The sequence below is a fragment of the Mesorhizobium sp. L-8-3 genome (assembly GCF_016756615.1).
GTDB lineage: Bacteria > Pseudomonadota > Alphaproteobacteria > Rhizobiales > Rhizobiaceae.
This window is the reverse complement of record NZ_AP023262.1, coordinates 3,609,785-3,627,481: the sequence shown is the minus strand read 5'-3', so window position 1 is coordinate 3,627,481 and position 17,697 is coordinate 3,609,785. Positions and strand designations below refer to the sequence as shown.

At 64.3% G+C, this 17,697-nt stretch carries 14 protein-coding genes; 1 reads left to right on the top strand and 13 read right to left on the bottom strand.

Translation table 11 applies throughout. From position 1 onward, the window contains the following. Positions 1-23 precede the first annotated feature (23 nt). The 7 genes from JN302_RS16915 to JN302_RS16885 form a co-directional block, all read right to left on the bottom strand. The gene (locus JN302_RS16915; RefSeq protein ID WP_202333825.1) at positions 24-2,018 is read right to left on the bottom strand and encodes a 2Fe-2S iron-sulfur cluster-binding protein; all 1,995 of its coding nucleotides are present in this window, start codon (positions 2,016-2,018) and stop codon (positions 24-26) included. A 9-nt stretch (positions 2,019-2,027) separates the two neighbouring features. Further along, entirely contained in the window at positions 2,028-3,659 is a 1,632-nt protein-coding gene (locus tag JN302_RS16910; protein WP_202333823.1) for an ABC transporter ATP-binding protein, read from the bottom strand. Then, positions 3,656-4,486 (bottom strand): ABC transporter permease, encoded by an 831-nt coding sequence (locus JN302_RS16905; protein WP_202333821.1) that lies wholly within the window; start codon positions 4,484-4,486, stop codon positions 3,656-3,658. The genes JN302_RS16910 and JN302_RS16905 overlap by 4 nt, the downstream gene beginning before the upstream one ends. A gap of 10 nt (positions 4,487-4,496) precedes the next feature. Further along, entirely contained in the window at positions 4,497-5,474 is a 978-nt protein-coding gene (locus JN302_RS16900) for an ABC transporter permease (RefSeq protein ID WP_202333819.1), read from the bottom strand. Positions 5,475-5,498: 24 nt separating this feature from the next. Beyond that, positions 5,499-6,674, bottom strand: coding sequence for an amidohydrolase (locus JN302_RS16895; protein ID WP_202333817.1), 1,176 nt, complete (start codon positions 6,672-6,674; stop codon positions 5,499-5,501). Between the two features lie 121 nt (positions 6,675-6,795). Continuing rightward, positions 6,796-8,373, bottom strand: a complete 1,578-nt coding sequence (locus JN302_RS16890; protein ID WP_202333815.1) for an ABC transporter substrate-binding protein — start codon at positions 8,371-8,373, stop codon at positions 6,796-6,798. 81 nt (positions 8,374-8,454) lie between these two features. Next, complete coding sequence (locus JN302_RS16885; RefSeq protein WP_202333813.1) at positions 8,455-9,687, bottom strand: ABC transporter substrate-binding protein; 1,233 nt, start codon at positions 9,685-9,687, stop codon at positions 8,455-8,457. A 94-nt stretch (positions 9,688-9,781) separates the two neighbouring features. Between JN302_RS16885 and JN302_RS16880 the strand changes: the two genes are divergently transcribed. Next, positions 9,782-9,955, top strand: a complete 174-nt coding sequence (locus JN302_RS16880) for a hypothetical protein (protein WP_202313579.1) — start codon at positions 9,782-9,784, stop codon at positions 9,953-9,955. Between the two features lie 86 nt (positions 9,956-10,041). Here the strand turns inward: JN302_RS16880 and JN302_RS16875 are convergent, their stop codons facing one another. The 6 genes from JN302_RS16875 to JN302_RS16850 form a co-directional block, all read right to left on the bottom strand. After that, positions 10,042-11,544 (bottom strand): sugar ABC transporter ATP-binding protein, encoded by a 1,503-nt coding sequence (locus JN302_RS16875; protein ID WP_202333811.1) that lies wholly within the window; start codon positions 11,542-11,544, stop codon positions 10,042-10,044. Then, positions 11,541-12,686 (bottom strand): strictosidine synthase, encoded by a 1,146-nt coding sequence (locus tag JN302_RS16870; protein ID WP_202333809.1) that lies wholly within the window; start codon positions 12,684-12,686, stop codon positions 11,541-11,543. The genes JN302_RS16875 and JN302_RS16870 overlap by 4 nt, the downstream gene beginning before the upstream one ends. Further along, positions 12,683-14,797: an ABC transporter permease gene (locus JN302_RS16865; protein ID WP_202333801.1), complete on the bottom strand. Its 2,115-nt coding sequence runs from the start codon at positions 14,795-14,797 to the stop codon at positions 12,683-12,685. The genes JN302_RS16870 and JN302_RS16865 overlap by 4 nt, the downstream gene beginning before the upstream one ends. Before the next feature lie 68 nt (positions 14,798-14,865). Next, a complete protein-coding gene (locus tag JN302_RS16860; protein ID WP_202333800.1) occupies positions 14,866-15,870 on the bottom strand; it encodes a sugar ABC transporter substrate-binding protein in 1,005 nt (334 codons plus the stop codon). A gap of 33 nt (positions 15,871-15,903) precedes the next feature. Next, complete coding sequence (locus JN302_RS16855) at positions 15,904-16,926, bottom strand: ABC transporter permease (protein WP_202333799.1); 1,023 nt, start codon at positions 16,924-16,926, stop codon at positions 15,904-15,906. Further along, positions 16,923-17,696, bottom strand: a complete 774-nt coding sequence (locus tag JN302_RS16850) for an enoyl-CoA hydratase/isomerase family protein (RefSeq protein ID WP_202333797.1) — start codon at positions 17,694-17,696, stop codon at positions 16,923-16,925. Before JN302_RS16850 ends, JN302_RS16855 begins: the two co-directional genes overlap by 4 nt. Between the last annotated feature and the right edge of the window lies 1 nt (position 17,697).

The window sequence follows — 17,697 nt, the reverse complement described above, 5'->3', positions numbered from 1 at the left end:
AGGTCTTCCGCCCATTGGTCCGGTCAGCAATCAAGAACGATATCGCTGCCGGGAATTGCCCGGCATAGCAGGACCTGGCCGCGGGCCAGAAACGGCTCCTCGCCGGCGGGATAGCTCGCGCCTCCACTGACGATGCGCTGCGTACAAGACTGGCATTCCCCGCTGCGGCAGGAATACTGGACGTCGATGCCGTTCGCGATTGCGAGATCCAGCAATGATCCGCTCTCCGGCTTCCAGGTCGCTTGCTTGCCCGAGCGGGCGAAAGTCACAGTGCGGGGTCCGCGGTTGGCAAGCGCCCCCGACAAACCGAAACCAGGACCCCCGCCTTTCTGCTCGAACGCCTCCATCCGGATGCTGTCCGGCGCCGCTCCCAGGCCGATCAGTCCTTGGCTCAGGGACGCCATGAACCCGTCGGGGCCGCAGATGTAGAAGTCGGCACTGCCGATCGGGACATGCGCGGCCAGGGCTTCGGCGTCCAGGCGGCCCTCATGGTGGCAACTGTCGCCGACCTCTGGCCGGGAATAGGCCGTCAACAGCCTGATACCCGGATTGGCGTCTGCTATGCGGAGCGCCTCCTCTTCGAACAGGTGGTGTCTGGCATTGCGCGCTGCGTGAATGAACCAGACGTCGCGCCCGGCGGCCTCGCGAGCTAGGTACTCGGCCATCGGCAGAAGCGGCGTGATCCCCACACCCGCGCTGATGAGCGCCACGGGACGAAACGGCGCGCTGTCAAAGACGAACCTTCCGGCCGGAGGGCCGAGAAGGACTTCGTCTCCAATCGCGACCTTGTCATGAAGCAGGGCGGAAATCCCCTGGTCACCGACGCGTCGCACCGAAATGCGCAGCGACTGTTCGTCCGGAACGGCAGAGATCGAATAGCAGCGACGCCGCGGCATCGGCTGATCGTCATGCGGCAGCGATACCGTTACATACTGTCCAGGTGCCGCATCTCCGACGGGTGCCCCATCGCGGGGCTTCAGCACGAAGGACATCACATCCGGGCTTTCCCGCCGGCGAGCCACGCAGGTGAAGGCGCGTCGACCGCTCCAGGCCACGGGTCTGGAGTCCGTCCATATTCGCGACCGCGCAAAGGCCGCCGAGCAATGGAAGTAGATCTCCTCGGGCTGGACGCTCAGTCGGCGTTGTCCGTCCGGCTTCGATGCGACCTCGCGATAGGCGCCGTTAAGGCGGATGTTGTCGGACCGGCCAGGCTCGGCCGCCAGAATGGCGAATTCGGCCGAATGGGGCGTGGCGGACGTGGCCGAACCCTCGTGCTGGAGGTCGAGCAGGAGGGACTGCGAGTTGGTGCCGGGATCGAGCCGAAGCGGCGATCCGCCCACCAGGTCGACGAGAATCTCGCCCGTATCGCTTGCATGCGCGAAGACGATGAACCGGGCCTCATCGATGAAACCCATGAAGCCCGGGCCGGGCGTGTTGTAGACCTTGTTCTGCACCAGCGGGCTCGGCGTGCCGTAGAAGTCTCGCAGGCCCGCCTTGGCAAGACGGCTTTCGGAGGCGGCGTCATAAAGAACCGGCTTGCGCCCGCCCTCAGCCTGCCATCGGCCGTCCCTGGCGTAGATATCGAGCACGTCCAGCGGAGGCCTTCTGTCGGCCGGATCGATCCAGAAGCCGCTCCTGGTGAAGGCTTCGCTTCGCACGAATTCCATCCGGGTCGGCGTCAGGACCATGACGCTCAGAGGACGGTTCTCGTCGGCGGGAAAGGCGCCGATGTCTTCCTCGCTCCGCGACACGGTCGCGTGCGCGGCAATCCGCAGATACTCCTCGGAACGCCGGTTGAGAAGGACCAGCGCGACATCGGGATTGCTCAGCACATTGCCGATCGTGTCCAGCCGGCGGTTGCCGACATAGTCTGGGAGCAGCAGGCTGCCATCCGCGCGCAATCGGAGCACCGAGGGCTGGCCGCCGCGCGGGGAGACGTCCATCGCGCCCTCTGCATTGCGTGAAGCAATGAAGAGCAGCGTGGATTTGCCGATGAAGGAGCGTGTGCGGTCGTCCATGCTCGCGTCCTAGACGGCGGCGCCGGCGAGCGCGCGGCGTTCGAAGAAGTCGCGGCCCGGAACCGCGTCCAGCAGTCGTCGCGTATAGTCCGCACGAGGCGTGTCGAAGAGTTCGGCAGCCGGGGCCTGCTCGACGATGCGGCCGTTCTGCATCACCACGATGCGGTCGGCGATCTCGCGCGCCACCCGCAGGTCGTGGGTGATGAAGAGCATGCTGAGCCCCATCTCGGATTTCAGGTCCGACAAAAGCTTCAGCACCTGCGCCTGGACGGAGACGTCGAGCGCGGAAACCGCCTCGTCGGCGATGAGGCAGACGGGGTCGAGCGCGAGTGCGCGGGCAATGCAGATCCGCTGCCTCTGGCCGCCGGAGAATTCGTGCGGGAAGCGGTTCAGCGCGTGGGCGCCAAGGCCTACCTTTTCAAGCCAGCGTGTTGCGGTCGACATTGCCTCCGCGCGTGATGCACCGAACGCCATCGGCCCGCGGACAATGCTCTCCCCGATCTTCAATCGCGGATCGAGCGAGGCGTAGGGATCCTGGAAGACGATCTGCACCCTGCGCCGGAACTGGCGCAGCGCTTCGCCTTTCATCGCGCGAACCGGCGCGCCATCGAAGCTGATCGCGCCGCCGTCGGGTTCAATCAGGCGCAGGACCATCCGTGCGAGTGTCGACTTGCCCGACCCGCTCTCGCCCACCACCGCCAGCGTGTCGCCGCGCTTCAGGACGAGGTCGACGCCATCAGCCGCAACGACGCGGCGCGGCTTGGCGAAGAGATTCTGGCGTGTGGTAAAGACCTTCTGCAACGCCTTGATTTCCAGGAGTGGCGTACGCTGGTCCTGGGCCAGGCGGATGGCGCCCCGGCCGGGCACAGCGTCGAGCAGGTCGCGGGTGTAGTCGGTCTGCGGTGTCTCGAGCACCGTGGCAGCCGCGCCCTGTTCCACGACCTTGCCGTGACGCAGCACGACGACGCGGTCGGCTATGTCGGCGACGACGCCGATGTCATGGGTGATGAAGAGCACCCCCATGTCACGCTTCTCCTGGAGGCTGAGGATCAGGTCGAGGATCTGGCGCTGCGTGGTGACGTCGAGGGCCGTCGTCGGCTCGTCCGCGATCAGGAGTTCCGGATCGTTGGCGAGCGCCATGGCGATCATCACGCGCTGGCGCTGTCCGCCCGAAAGCTGGAACGGATAGGCCGAGACGATCGACGCCGGGTCGGGCAGGCCGACCTGGCCGAACAGTTCGACGACGCGGGCGTCCACGTCGCCCTCGGCCGCCCGGCCATGGATGCGGATCGCCTCGCCGACCTGTCGCCCGACTTTTGCCAGCGGGTTCAACGCGGTCAGCGGCTCCTGGAAGATCATCGCGATCCGGCTGCCGCGCAGGGCGCGCATATCGCGCGGCGGGAGAGAAAGCAGATCACGGCCGCCGAACCGGATCTCGCCCTGGAGCGCCTTGACCTTGGAGGGAAGGAGGCCGAGGACCGCGTGAGCCGTCATCGACTTGCCCGAGCCGCTTTCGCCCACGAGGCAGACGATCTCGTTGCGATCGACCGTCAGGCTGATCCCGTCGACGGCATGGCTGCGGTCGGCGCCCTGTGGCAGGCCGAGAACGAGGTTCTCGATGGCAAGCAAAGGCGCGGTCATGCTCGGGATATCCTCGGGTTGAGCGTATCGTTCAGGGCCTCGCCGACCAGGTTGATCGCAACCACGGTGAGCAGGATCGCGATGCCCGGAAAGACGCTCATCCACCACGCCTGGCGGATCACCGTGCGCCCGGCGCCGACCATGTAGCCCCAGCTCATGAAGTTGGGATCGCCGAGCCCCATGAAGGAGAGTGCCGCCTCGATCAGGATCGCCGCGGCCACCGTGAGCGAGCCCGCCACGATGATGGGCGAAACCGCGTTGGGCAGGACGTGGCGCAGGACGATCGAAATGGTGGACTGCCCCTGGCAGCGCGCCGCCTGGACGAATTCGCGCTGGGACACGGTCTTGACCTGGGCGCGCGTCAGGCGCGACAAAGGCGGCCAGCTCACCAGTCCGATCGCCAGGATGATCGTGCCGATCGATGGCGTCAGTATGGCGACGAAGAGGATCGCGAGCACGAAGCTCGGGATGGTCTGGAAGATCTCGGTGAAGCGCACGATCGCGCTGTCGAGCACGCCGCCCGCATAGCCGGCGATGCAGCCGAGAAACACGCCGATGCCGAGCGCGGTCAGCGTGGAGGCAAGGCCGATCAGGATCGAAACGCGGGCGCCGTGCGCGATTCCCGCCGCGATGTCGCGCCCGAGCGTGTCGCTGCCCAGAAGCATGCCGTTCTCGCCGGGCCGGCTGAATGGAGCGCCGCTCATCTCCCAGGGCGAGGCCGGATAGAGCAGCGGCGCCAGAACCGCGAGAAGGCAGACCAGGGTCAGGAGCAGTATCCCGACCAATCCGGCCGGGCGGCGCAGAAACGTGCGCATGAAATCTTGCATTGCAAGCCTCCTATCGGCCTTTGATGCGCGGATCGATGAGCCGATGCAGAAGGTCGCTCAAAAGATTGGTTGCGATGACCAGGACCGACATGATGAGGAAGAGGCCCAGAAGAACGGGATAGTCCCGCGCCGTGACGGCATCGTAGGTGAGCCGCCCCAGGCCCGGCCAGGAGAAGACCGTTTCGACGACCACGGCGCCGCCGATCAGCGCCCCTGCCTGCATGCCGGCAAAGGTCACCACCGGCACGGCCGCGTTGCGCAGCATGTGGCGCGACAGGATCTGCGGCTCGCTCAGACCCTTGGCGCGCGCAGTGCGCACATGGTCCTCGTGCGAGACCTCGATCAGCGAAGACCGCATGAGGCGCGTGTAGACGGCCATATAGATGGCGGCCAGCGTGACCACCGGGAGGATCAGGTGGCGCGCGACGTCGAGCGCATATTCCAGCGGGCCGAAGCTCGAGGAGCGGATGCTCGTATAGCCGAAGGCCGGCAGCCATTCGAGCTGGATCGAGAAGACCAGCACCAGCATCAGACCGAGCCAGAACACCGGCGTCGCATAGAGCAGGAGCGACAGAAGCGAGATGGCGAGGTCCGACCACTTGCCCTGCCGCTGGCCTGCAAAAGCGCCGAACAGCACGCCGCCGATCAGGGAGAAGAAGAAGGCGGAAAGCGTCAGCAGAAGCGTCGGTCCGAGCCGCTCGAGGATGAGCTGGCTCACATCGGCGCGCTGGCGATAGGAATAGCCGAGATCGAACTGCAGGACCTTGCCGACATAAGTCCCGAGTTGCACCAGGAATGGCTGGTCCAGGCCATACTGGGCGCGGATATCGGCGATGAACTGCGCATCCGCGGCACCCGACTGGCCGGCGATGACGAGCGCCGGGTCACCCGGCGTCGAATGGATGAGAACGAAGTTGATCGTGGCGATGACGAGGATCGTGAAGACGATCCCGATGATCTTTGCCAACAAACGGGAAATGATCGACATCAGGCTTGTTTCGACGGTTCCAAACTAGCGCGCATTCGGTTGCGAAAATCCCAGCAGCTGGTCGAGGACGCCGAGGAACAGCCCGGCCCCGACCGGGATCAGTTCGTCCGGAAAATCGTAGTCGGGGTTGTGGACCATCGGCCGATCCAGGCCGGCACCGATGAAGAGGAGCGCCGACTTCGAACAGGATCCGAAAAGGCCGAAATCCTCCGCGCCCCGGATCGGCACATAGTCCGTCGCACGGGAGAGGTTCATGCGGGCTGCGGCACTCTCGAAGACCGCGGCCGCCTCGGGATCGTTCACGCAGGCCCGGAAGAAGTTATGCGTCGAGTGCGTGAGGGTGAGATGCTCTTCGGCGGCGACCGCGCGCACCATCTCCAGCACTTCCTCGACCAGCGCCGGCATCCCGTCGCTCTCGGGCCTGCGAAGGGTCATGCGGATTTCGGCCGAGCCCGGGGTAATGCCGAAGACAGGCTTTCCCATCTGGACGCTCGTCAGCGTCACCCGGCGGAAGCCGGGCGCGACGGCATCGCCCGCCTCGAAGGTCTTCAAGGTGGTGATGATGCGGGCAACGGCTCCAGCCGGCGAAATGCCGGATTCGGGCATGGAGGCATGGGCGGTCTTGCCGACGAGTTCGATGCGCAGACCCATCGATGCGCAGGTGATCTGGCCTGCGGCGACCGCAACATGGGCGAGCGGCAGGCCGGGCATGTTATGGATCGCGAAGGAGTGGTCCGGCGTGAGTTCGGTGAATTTCGGATCGGCGAGGACGGCCTCGGCGCCGTGGGCCGTCTCTTCAGCCGGCTGGAAGAGCAGGACCGCCCTCCCCCGCGCGGGCCTGTGCCGGGCAAGATGCCGGGCGACGGCGGCCATCATCGTCATATGCCCGTCATGGCCGCACATATGCGCCTTCCCATCGTTGCGCGAGCGATAGGGAAGGTTCGAGATCTCGTGGATCTGGAGCGCGTCCAGCTCGCAGCGCAGCAGGACTGTCGGCCCCGCCTCGACACCCTCGTAGACCAGGGCGACACCGTGACCGCCGAGCTGCGTGACGACCTTGTCGGGCTTGGTGTCGGCCAGGAAGGAGACCACCTCGCGGGCGGTCTCGATCTCTTCGCCCGAGATTTCCGGACACTGATGCAATTTATGTCGCCACGCCTGCAGAACGGCAATTTCCGCATTGTCGAAATACGAGGTCATGTCGGCTTTAGGCCTCCCTTGCCGCGGCGCTGGCCGCGCCGGATAGATGAAGTGCGGGCCCGAGCCCGCTGCGAGGCGATGCGCCGGCACCCGTCCGGGCGCCGGCGCGTCTCCAGGGCGATCATGATGCGAAGTGGGTCGTGCCGAAGTTGGCGTTGACCCCCGTCGACGAGGTCACGAGATCCTTGAGCCGGTTGTCGTAGATCGTCGGATACTTCTGCTCGCACAGCCAGAGGACCGGCATTTCCTCGACGAGGAGCTGCTGGACTTCCGTGTAGTAGGCCTGCCGTTTTTCCTCGTCGAGTTCCACGGCCGCCGCTTCGAAGAGTTCGTCCACCTTCGGGTTGGAATAGCCCGCAGTGTTGGAGAACATGACGCCCTTTCGGATGTTGGAGGAGACGTAGGTGCGCGCCACGCCGAGCGCCGGATCGCCGTTCTGGTAGAGCTGGTTGCCGCTGATGTCGAAATCGCCGTTGCTCACGCTGGCGACCCATCCGGCGAGATCGTTGCTCTGCAGCTCGACATTGATCCCCGCCGCGCCGAAGGCCTGGCGGACATATTCCGCGATCCGCGTCCAGACCTCGCCCGCCGGCACCATCGTGAACTTCAGCGTGGCGCGCACGCCCCCGGCGCCGGGCTTCAGACCCATCTCATCGAGCAGCGCGACCGCCTTCTCGACGGAATGCTCATAGGTCTTCACGTCGGAATTGTAGTAGCGCATCGAAGACGAGATCGGCCCGGTGGCCGCATTGGCAAGGCCGAACAGGATGCGGTCGCGCACGAATTCGCGGTCGATCAGATGCATCAGCGCCTGGCGGAAGCGCTTGTCGTCCATCGGCGGACGGCGGCAGTTCAGCTCGATCCACACCATGGGCGAGAAGTATTCGTAGCCGTCGGTCGTCATCTCGAGATGCGACAGAGCGGACAAGCGCTCGACGTCGAAGGGCTCGATATCCTGCCACTGCGCGAGCTGCGTCTCGCCCTGCTCGAGCGAAACAGCGCGCGAGGCCGCATCCGGGATGATGCGATAGTAGATCTCCTTCAGCTTCGGCTGGTCCGGCCGGTAGTAATCGTCGACCGCAGTGAGGTGGATGTGCGAACCCCGTACCCATTCCTTGAGACGGAACGGCCCGGTGCCGATAGGCGGCTGTTCCGCGCCCTCCTTGCGATAGTCCTTCCCTTCCAGCAGATGGCGCGGCACCATCGGTGCCGAGGCCGTCTCGAAGGCCATGATGAAGGCCGGGAAAGGCTTCTTCAGCTTGAAGACGACCGTGAACTCGTCAGGCGCCTCGATGCTCTCGCAACGGTCGAAAACGGCCCGTGCGCGGGGATGCGTTTCCGGCAGGAGCGACTTGCAGGAGAAGATGACGTCCGCTGACGTGAACGGCTGGCCGTCGTGCCATTTCGCGTTCTGAACCAGCTTGAACGTGTAGGTCAGGCCGTCCTCGGAAATGTCCCAGGAATCTGCGAGCAACGGCTGCGGCGTGAGATCCTTGGCATAGGAAAGCAGCCCCTCGTAGAGCTTGCCGCCCACGACGCCCGTCGGGGTCTGCTGGTTCAGCCCCAGGTTCAGGATCGGCGGCTCGGGCTGGATGATCGCCGTCAGCGACCCGCCCGTCTCCTGGCCGAAGGCCTGCCCCGCGAAAGTGGACGAGCCCAAAGCGGCCGCCAGCATCAGGTTGAATTCCCGCCGATTCATTTCATCTCTCTCCTTCTTCAATCAAACGCTGCCGGGATGCGGGCGCCTGCCGCCCCCCGGTGCGCTGCGGTCCCCGACCGCCTATTTCTTCGTGACCAATGAGCAGGTGGACTTTTCAAGTGGCTGGAACGCGTCCGCGGCATCGATTTTCGAGACCAGTTTGTAGTAGTCCCAGGGCGCGTTCGACTCTTCGGGCTTCTTGACTTCGAACAGGTACATGTCGTGCACCATCCTGCCGTCTTCCCGGATGATGCCCTTGTAGAAGACGTCCTCGATGGGCAACTCCCGCATCTTGGCCATCACGGCCCCGGTTTCATCGGTGCCGGCAGCCTCGACCGCCTTGAGATAGTGCAGCACCGAGGAGTAGGTGCCGGTCTGAAGCATGTTCGGCATGGCCCCCACCTTGTCGAGAAACCGCTTCGACCATTCGCGAGTTTCGTCGTTCATGTCCCAGTAGGACGCCTCGGTAATGGTGAGCCCCTGTGCTTCGGCAAGGCCGAGACCATGAACGTCATTGATGAAACCGGCCAAAGTGGCGAGCTTCTGCCCGGCTTGCGTGAGGCCGAACTGTGCTGCCTGCTTGATCGAGTTGATCGTGTCGGAACCGGCATTCGCAAGGGCCACCACCTTGGCGCCCGAAGACTGGGCGTTGAGCAAGGCGGATGCAAAATCGGTCGTGCCGACGGGAAGCCGGGTGTTGCCCAGCACCTTGCCGCCCTGCACCGTCACGACATCGCCGGTGTCCTTCTCCAGGCTATGGCCGAAGGCGTAGTCGGCCGTGACGAAGTACCAACTGTCAAATCCTTCGGCGACCAGCGCCTGGCCGGTGCCGTGAGCGATGGCGTAGGTGTCGTAGGCCCAATGAACGACATAGGGACCGCACGCATCGTTGGTTATGCGCATCGATCCAGGCGAACTCAGCGTGACGATCTTGTCTTTCTGCTTGGCGACTTCGAGCACCGCCAGCGCCGGGGACGAAGAGGCCACGTCGAGAATGGCATCCAGCTTGTCCTCGTCGAACCACTTGCGTGCGACGGCGGCTGCAATGTCGGGCTTGTTCTGGTGGTCGGCGGACCACACCTCGACGGACTTGCCGAGGACTTTCCCGCCGAACTCTTCGACAGCCATCTGAGCTGCGGTGACCGCGCCTTTTCCCGTGATATCCGCATAGACACCGGACATATCCTCGATGAGCCCTATGCGCACGACATCGTCGCTGATCCTGGCCTCCTGAGCCAGTGCGATTGCGGGTAGCAAGGCTGCCGCAGTCAGGGTTGAAAAGCAGATACTCGCTGTCCGTCCAGAAATGTTCATTGACGTCCTCCCTCTTTGATTATCCGGCACCACCAGACCAGCACGAACGCGTCTCTCCGATGCGGTATTTCCAACACCTTAGGGAAGGCGTGACGTGGCGTTCAATGTCTCGGAATCACACCCGCCGGGACCCAAAGTGTCTGTCGTCGACAAATCATCTCGCAACGACGAACGGGCGCGATCGATCGCCAGTGGCGAACTCCTCAACGGCCCGGCCGGGCGCAAGGAGCTTGCCGATCAGATCCCGACGAAACAGCAAGTCACATAAGACGAACATCACACCGAGGTCACCGGAGGCTCGGTACCGGCCAGATGGCTCCAGCGTCACAACCAGCGCACCACCGACGACAGACCCTAGTGGACTGCGGCATACATGATCGTTTCCTCGCTGGCCGTTCGGCGGTCCATCTCCTCCACGATCTTGCCTTGCCGGGCGACGAGGATCCTGTCCGACAAGGACAGCACTTCCGGCAGGTACGAGGAAATCACGACGACCGCGATGCCGTCGTCGGCAAGCTGGTTTATGAAGGCGTGGATCTCCGCGATGGCACCGACGTCGACGCCGCGCGTCGGCTCATCGAAGATCACCAGCCGCGGCATCTGCACCAGCGCCTTGGCGATCACCACCTTCTGCTGGTTGCCGCCGGACAGTTCGATCACCTTGGCATTCGGGTCGATGGCGCGGATGTTGAGCTGCTTGCGCCACTCGTCCGCCAACCGCCACGCATCGTTCAGGGACACGATCTGAAAGCCGCCATAAGCCTCGCCGGCGATCTTCCCGACATAGATGTTCTCGGCAATACTCATCGTTTCGAAGAAGCCCTCGGCCTTGCGCTCCTCGGTCACGTAGACGATGCCGTCGCGAACCGCCGGAGCCGGAACGCGGTAGCGCACCGGCTTGTTGGCGAGCTTGATCTCGCCTCCGTGGAAGAAGTCGCGCTTGAGCACTCCTGCCACTACTTTCATCGTCTCGGTCCGTCCCGAGCCGACCAGCCCGAATATGCCGGTGACCTGTCCGTCATAAATGGAGAAGGAGGTGTTGCGCACGATGCTTCCCATCGAGAGGTTCTCGACGGAAAGCACCTTGCGCCCGCGCGCCCGCGGCGGCCTGGACCGTGCGGTGCTGCCATAGATTTCGTCGGTGAGGTTTCGTCCGACCATAGCCTGGACGATCTTCTGGCGATCGAAGGCGGCAGCCTTGTCCGAGGCCACCAGCCGTCCGTCGCGAAGGATCGTGATCCGGTCAGCGATCTGGAGCGCCTCCTCGAGCGCGTGCGAGATGAAAATGATCGACACTCCCTCCGCTTTCAGCTTGCGGATCAGCTTGAAGAAGTAGCTCTTTTCCTCGGGCGTCAACGTTGCGGTCGGTTCGTCGAAGATGATGACCCGCGCCCGATGGTGCACCGCGCGTGCGATCTCGACCATCTGCTTTTGCGCCGCGCCGAGCGAGCCGACCACCGCAGCCGGGTCGACATGGAAATTGAGCGATTGCAGGAATTGCTGGGCTGAGATGTAGATGCCGCGAAGGCGGTTCAGCGGCTTCTCGTTGCCGAGATAGATGTTCTGGGCGACCGTCATCGACGGCACCAGGCTGTTCTCCTGGTAGACCATCGCAATGCCCTTTCCCAAGGCTTCGGCGGGCGTCGCCAGCTTCTCCTCCCTGCCGTTGACGAGAAGCGTCCCTGCGGTCAGGGCATAGACGCCGGCAATGACCTTGGTGAGCGTGGATTTTCCTGCGCCATTCTCGCCGAGAAGGGCGTGGATTTCCCCCTGTTCAAGGACGAAGTCGACCTGTGAGAAGGCCGGGATGCCCCGAAATTCCTTCGTTGCGCTACGCAATTCGACGATCGGCGTCATGCGGCGTGCTCCGTCGGCACCATAAGGTCCAGGGGCTCGGCAAGCGCGACGTGGTCGATCAGGACGACCTCGCCCTTGCCTTTCGATGTCACGACCAGCTCTCCATCGACCTCGGCCAGAGAGGTGATGCCGTGGCGTGTTCCGTCAGCCCGACTATGCGCACTCCAGACCGGCTGAAGGTCGGCGTCGAGCCTGACGACCAGACCGTAGGATCGGGTCGGCGCCCACGGCTTGTGGATTCCGAGCCGAATGACGCCGCCGGCTTGCAGCGGCTCCTTGAAGCTGTGACCGCTCGAAAGCGTGGGGGCGATCCAGAATGCAGGATCGATCTCCGCGATCATCCGCCGGCGGAACCTGTCCTCCCGGAGTACGAACTCCTGCAATTGCGAGCGCGCGGCAAGGAAAGAGAGCCAATATCCTCCCGCCGCCGACCGGCAGATGCGGCCGGGATACGCAGGCAGCCCGGCCAGCACTTCGCGGGGGGCGGATGGAGCATCTGTCTCGACAATCAGTAGCCGGTGCCGCCAGGCCTCTGTCACGAGAATATCGCTGGTGTCATGGCGCACGGAAAGTCCGGCGGGGAAACTCAGGCCTCCCGCCAGTTCGACCGCCTTGCCGGCGGAAAGATCGATGCGAACCACGGAGCCGGAGCGTCCATGATGAATCAGGTCATGGCTCCATTGAGCGGCGGGAAACGTCGCCGAGCCATTGCTTACCAGCAACAGGTCTTCCGCGAGGAATATCGCCGCGGTCGGGCATATCAGCGGCATGCCTGCGACACGGTCCACCTGCGTGCCGTCGTACCGGCCGCCCGCGATCTTCACGCCGACGCCGTCGAGGCCGATGGCCAGTGCGCCGACGTGAGACACCCCGAGACAGCTGATCGGCGCGTCATGCTCGCTATGAACGCGGCGGTCGCCATCGCCGCGGAGTTCCAGAACACGGGATCCGGACGAGATCAGCAGCTTCTCGCCGACGACGACCGCGTTGTCCGCCTGCTCGACCACCGCCAGGGCGGCCGCTCTTTCGAGATAGTCATTCGGCTTCAACGCGCCATCCATGACAGGCACGGTGATGGAGAACTCGCCACGGCCGCCAATGAAGCGGTCAAATGTCTTCCTGATCCCGGCCGTGAGGCTCATTTCCCTTCTCCCCAATAGAAGCTCTGCGAAGTCCAGGTCGGATCCGCATTGGGAAGCCTCAATCGTCCGATGCGGTCGTTGTACAAGCCGCCTAAATAGAGATAGCCCTTGTGTTCGCGCATCGAGGTGACCATTGGGTGGTTCTCCCCGCCGAGGTCCCAAAGGGATTCGAGTACGTCGCCCCCGCCGGTGAACTTCACCACGCAGCCCGTGTTGATGTTCGGGAAAAGCCATTCGTCCCGGGCGACGCGCTTGGCCATGCGCTTGCGCAGGCTCGGCATGCGCAGAGCGAGATCGAGCGTGGGCGAGCGCATGCCCACCAGCGCGACCCAGAAGTTGCCGTCCGACGCGCGATTGATGTTGTCGGGATAGCCCGGCAGATCGGCGATCAGAACTTCGCAGGTGCCCTTGCGCGGGCCGTCGAACCAGTAGCGGTTGATCCGGCAGCCCCAAGTCTCGGCGAAGAGCAGAGACTGGCCGTCCCCGGCCATGCAGACGCCGTTGGGAAACTGCAGATTGCGCAGGACGGTGCGAGTCGAACGATCGCGCGGATCGTAGCAGATCAGACGGCCGTTGCCGCGGCTTTCGAGCGCGTCATAGGCCCAGTCGTGCATGTCGTAGCGGATTGTCGCTTCCGAAAAGAAGATGCGTCCATCAGGCGCGATGTCGAGATCGTCGGCGAGCTTCAGGCGCGAATCGTCGATGATCGAAAACAAGGTGCGGTTGGTCTCATCGGTCAGCTTGCGGACCTCCCGCTCCGGCGTCACTTGATAGAGGCCCATGCCGCCGACGCAGACGTTGAGATTGTCGTTTGCATCGAATGCCATGCCCAGCGGATGACCGCCGATATGGGCAAAAATCTCCCATTTCCCATAGTCGGGTGCCAGGAAGCGCACGATGTCGCCGTGGCGGTTCGGGCAATAGAGATTATCGCGGCGATCGAAGATGACGTCCTCCGGGCCTTCGACCTCGCCCTTGCCGATGAGGCTGACGCCCTTGAGGCGGTCGTTGAGGGCGTAAGGGCTGCCGCTTCCCGCATCGGTCGCCGGCGGTGGCGGCAGGCGGAAATAGGCGGGGGAGACATAGACCTTGTTCAGGATCTTGTGACGGTTCTTCAGCCAGCGCACGTCGATCGCCACCACGAGCAAAAGCACAAGGCCGAGGATGGTGGAACTGACGCCGCCGCTGATTCCGATGCGAACCATGCCGTCGGTCAGGATAAGGACGACGACCGCGCCGAGCAGCGACTTGGCGACCGATCCCCTGCCGCCTCCAAGGCTGTTGCCGCCGAGCACGGCAGCAGTCAGCGCCGCGATTTCAAGGCCGACGCCGGTATCGGAGCCGGCGCTGCCCAGGCGCGCGGCGAAGAAGATGCCGGCAATCGCGGCCAGCGTGCTCGACCAGACATAGGTCAGGAAGACGGTGCGCTTGACCTTGAGGCCGGCATTGAAGGCCGACCGCCTGCTGCCGCCAACTGCCGATATATGCCAGCCGGCGCGCGCCCGCGTCAGGACCAAATGCCACGCGGCGACGATCGCCAGGGCCACGGCGAAGGAGAATGGCACGCCGAGAACGGTGCCTTCGCCGATGAAATACCAAAGTTCGGAATCCGGGAAGCCCGCCGATATCTGCACCGCGTAGCGAAGCAGGATGATGTCGACGATCGAGCGGATGATGATCAGGGTCACCAGCGTCGTCAGGAAGGCGCGGATGCGCAGGTAGCCGATGAGGAAGCCGTTCACCGCCCCGCAGAGCGCGCCGACGCCGAGCGTCGCCACGACGCTCGCCCATACCGGCCAGCCGATCAGGTTCATGCAGATAAGCACGGTGATGTTGGCAAGCGCAAAGACGCTGCCGAGCGACAGGTCGAGCCCGCCGGCCAGGAGCACGATGCCCATCGCCACGACGATCAGGGCGAACTCGGCCAGTTGGCGGGACGTCTCGGTCAGGCTGGACATGGTGAAGAAGCCCAGGTCCTGCCAGAGGAAGGCGCCGATCACCACCATAGTGGCGAGGACGGGAACGATGTTGTCGCTCCAACGCTTGGTGAGAACCTCGCCGAGGAGCTTCTCCGGAAAATACCGGAAATAGAGACGCTCGATCGCTTCCATCGCTCATCCTGCCTGTGAATGCCGGGCGGCCGCCGCGGGGGACGGCGGACCTTGGGGGGTGGCTTCGGCTATTTCTTCAGCAGGTCGAGATCCCAGCAGCTGTCGTTGGCCAGCGTCTCCTTCGAGATGATCTTGTTGGGCGTATAGAGTGCGAACTTCGCCTCGCCGGGTTCGGCCGACGACTGCAGCAGGATCTTGATCGTGTTGTTGAGGTCGCGCCCCTGTCCCGGCACGTCGTAGGAGATGACCTCGTCGAAGGTGCCGTTCTCCACGCCCTGGCAGGCGGTCTTGTTGCCGCCGCCTGATGTGATGAGATAGATGTCCTTGCCGGACTCGGCAATCGCCGCGCCGGTCCCTGCGTCCATCACGTCCCAGAAGCCGATGATGCCGCAAAGATCCGGGTTCTGCTGGATCACCGTCTGCGCGATGCCGCGAGCCTTGGACTGGTCCCAATCGCCGGTCTGGCTCGACACGATCTCGATCTGGTCGCCGTCCTTCAGCGTCTCCGAAATGGCATTGAGCTGGTAGACGCTGGCGGCGGCCGTCGCCGGCCCCTGGATCAGAGCGATCTTGCCGCTCTTGCCGGCGCTCTTGCCGCATTTCTCGATCATGCGGTTTGCAGCGTACTGGCCGATTCCGTACCAGTCGGCGCCAACGAAGGCATCGGTCTGATAGCTTGACTTCATGTTGACCTGGACGACCTTGATGCCGGCTTCCTCGGCACGCCTGAGCGTGCGGGCGTAAGAAGCCACGTCGAAGTTCTGCACCACGAGGATATCAGGCTTTTCGGTGATCGCCTGCGTGATCGCACGCGTGCCGGTGTCGGTGCTCCAGTTTGCATCGCGGATGTCGAGCTTGTAGCCGAGGCGATCAGCCTCCTTGCGCATGACGGCGGCCCAACCTTCCGGCAGGTCGAAGCTCATCGACATCGGCACAAAGACGACCGTCCTGCCCTTCAACGCGTCGAGCGTGGGCTGCCGGACCTCGTCCACGAGGCCCTCCTGTGCGAACGCCGGCGAAGCGGCGACCAGTCCGGCGAATGCGGTCGCAAGCACGGTCTTCAGTATGGTCATTTCGGTTCCTCCCATTGATGACGACGGCGCGGGTCAGATGTCGCCCTGTTGGGACGTCTGTTCGTCGCGCGGGTTGAGCAGGGCATCGATGACAAGAGCGCCAAGCAGGACGGTGCTCTTGATCAGGTTCTGGACGGTGTAGGAGATGTCCATGATGGTCATGCCGTTGAGCAGCAATCCGATCAGCGCCGTCCCCACCAGCACGTTGCGGACCCCGCCGCGCCCTCCCGACAGGCCGATTCCGCCCAGGATGACGACGAGCAGCACGTCGTAGATCATCGTGGAGTTGACGACGCGCATGTTCATGCTCGCGACCGATGCCGCGGTCACGGCGCCAGCGAGGAAGGCCATGAGGCCGGACAGCACATACTGCACGATGATCATCGGTCGCACGGGAATGCCCGAGATGCGCGCCGTCGCGATGTTGTCGCCGACCGCATAGATGAAGCGGCCGAGGCCCGTCTTGCGCAGGCAGAGGTGGACGACCAGCGCGGCGGCGGCGAAAAGCCAGATCGGCAGCGGCACGCCGAGGGCACTTCCGCGGCCAAGGAAGATGAACCAGTCGAGGCCGTCGGGGACGTTGTTGACATCGAGATCGGCGATCACGCCGCGGCCGAGGCCGTAGACGATCGCCGAGACTGCAAGCGTCGCGAAGATCGCCGGGATTTCGACATAGGCGATCAGGAAGCCCATGGTCAGCGCGACGGCGAGGACGAAGAGCAGACCGACGCCGAGCGCCGTGACGAACGGGTATCCCTTGTTGGCAAGCACGATCGAAAGCGTCAGCGAGACGGCCATTACCGCGATCAGCGACAGGTCCACGCCGCGGCCGATGACGACGATCGCCATGCCCAGGCTGAGCATGCCGAGCACCGCCACGTTGCGGACCAAAGTCACGATGTTTCCCGGGGAGAGGAAATTGTCGAGCGTCAGCGAGAAGACGACGAACAGGGTCAGCGCCGCCAGCGCGACGATCGTCTCCTGGGTCAGGCCCGGCCGGTGGACAGCGCCCGCCGACGACGGCGGGCCGACAACGGTGGACTGTGGCGCTCTCATCCCTGTTTCCCGCTCGATCCGGCGGCGCGTTCCGCGAAGGCTCTCAGTCCCCGGCGCGCGTCCTCGCTGGTGAATGTGCGCTGGCCGAGCCTTGCCTCCTCGGCGAAGGCTTGCTCCAGAGGCAGGTCCTGGAGCGTCAGCACGGCTTCCTTGATGGTCTGGATCGCCGTAGGGCTGAGCGTCGCGATCTGCGCGGCCGTCTCCTGGGCGAGCGGCTCGACCTTGTCCGGGTCCACCACCTGGTTGACCACCCCCTTGGCGGCCATCTCGGCAGCGCTGAAGCGACGGCCAGAAAGCAGGATCTCCATGGCGTGGGCGTAGCCGATCTGGCGAACCAGCCTGACCAGCGTGCCGCCCGCGGGCACGAATCCGTGCGAGGGCTCAGGCAGTTGGAATTCAGCCTCGGTCGAGGCGATGCGGATATCGGTCGCCAGCATGATCTCGAAGCCGCCCCCGATGCACAGGCCGCGGACGGCGCAGACGATCGGCTTGTAGAACTTCATCCCCTTCAGATGGGCGGGATCCCAGGCACTGATATCGAAGCGGTCGCTGGCCAGCGCGGGAATGGACTCCGTCAGGTCCGCGCCGACGCAGAACGCTCGCTCCCCGGCGCCCGCCAGCACGACGGCGCGAATGCCTTCATCGTCGCGCGCCTCGGCGAATGCCCTGCCGAGATCCTCATACATGGCGAGGGAGAGGGAGTTGAGCTTTGCCGGCCGCGCGATGCGGATCGTCGCGACGTGCCCCGAGCGGTGCAGTTCGATCGCCATG

What these genes read in the sequence shown, in the direction of transcription:
- JN302_RS16915 (WP_202333825.1), bottom strand. Translation starts at nt 2,018, where the DNA reads ATGGACGACCGCACACGCTCCTTCATCGGCAAATCCACGCTGCTCTTC.
- JN302_RS16910 (WP_202333823.1), bottom strand. Translation starts at nt 3,659, where the DNA reads ATGACCGCGCCTTTGCTTGCCATCGAGAACCTCGTTCTCGGCCTGCCA.
- JN302_RS16905 (WP_202333821.1), bottom strand. Translation starts at nt 4,486, where the DNA reads ATGCAAGATTTCATGCGCACGTTTCTGCGCCGCCCGGCCGGATTGGTC.
- JN302_RS16900 (WP_202333819.1), bottom strand. Translation starts at nt 5,474, where the DNA reads ATGTCGATCATTTCCCGTTTGTTGGCAAAGATCATCGGGATCGTCTTC.
- JN302_RS16895 (WP_202333817.1), bottom strand. Translation starts at nt 6,674, where the DNA reads ATGACCTCGTATTTCGACAATGCGGAAATTGCCGTTCTGCAGGCGTGG.
- JN302_RS16890 (WP_202333815.1), bottom strand. Translation starts at nt 8,373, where the DNA reads ATGAATCGGCGGGAATTCAACCTGATGCTGGCGGCCGCTTTGGGCTCG.
- JN302_RS16885 (WP_202333813.1), bottom strand. Translation starts at nt 9,687, where the DNA reads ATGAACATTTCTGGACGGACAGCGAGTATCTGCTTTTCAACCCTGACT.
- JN302_RS16875 (WP_202333811.1), bottom strand. Translation starts at nt 11,544, where the DNA reads ATGACGCCGATCGTCGAATTGCGTAGCGCAACGAAGGAATTTCGGGGC.
- JN302_RS16870 (WP_202333809.1), bottom strand. Translation starts at nt 12,686, where the DNA reads ATGAGCCTCACGGCCGGGATCAGGAAGACATTTGACCGCTTCATTGGC.
- JN302_RS16865 (WP_202333801.1), bottom strand. Translation starts at nt 14,797, where the DNA reads ATGGAAGCGATCGAGCGTCTCTATTTCCGGTATTTTCCGGAGAAGCTC.
- JN302_RS16860 (WP_202333800.1), bottom strand. Translation starts at nt 15,870, where the DNA reads ATGACCATACTGAAGACCGTGCTTGCGACCGCATTCGCCGGACTGGTC.
- JN302_RS16855 (WP_202333799.1), bottom strand. Translation starts at nt 16,926, where the DNA reads ATGAGAGCGCCACAGTCCACCGTTGTCGGCCCGCCGTCGTCGGCGGGC.
- JN302_RS16850 (WP_202333797.1), bottom strand. Translation starts at nt 17,696, where the DNA reads ATGGCGATCGAACTGCACCGCTCGGGGCACGTCGCGACGATCCGCATC.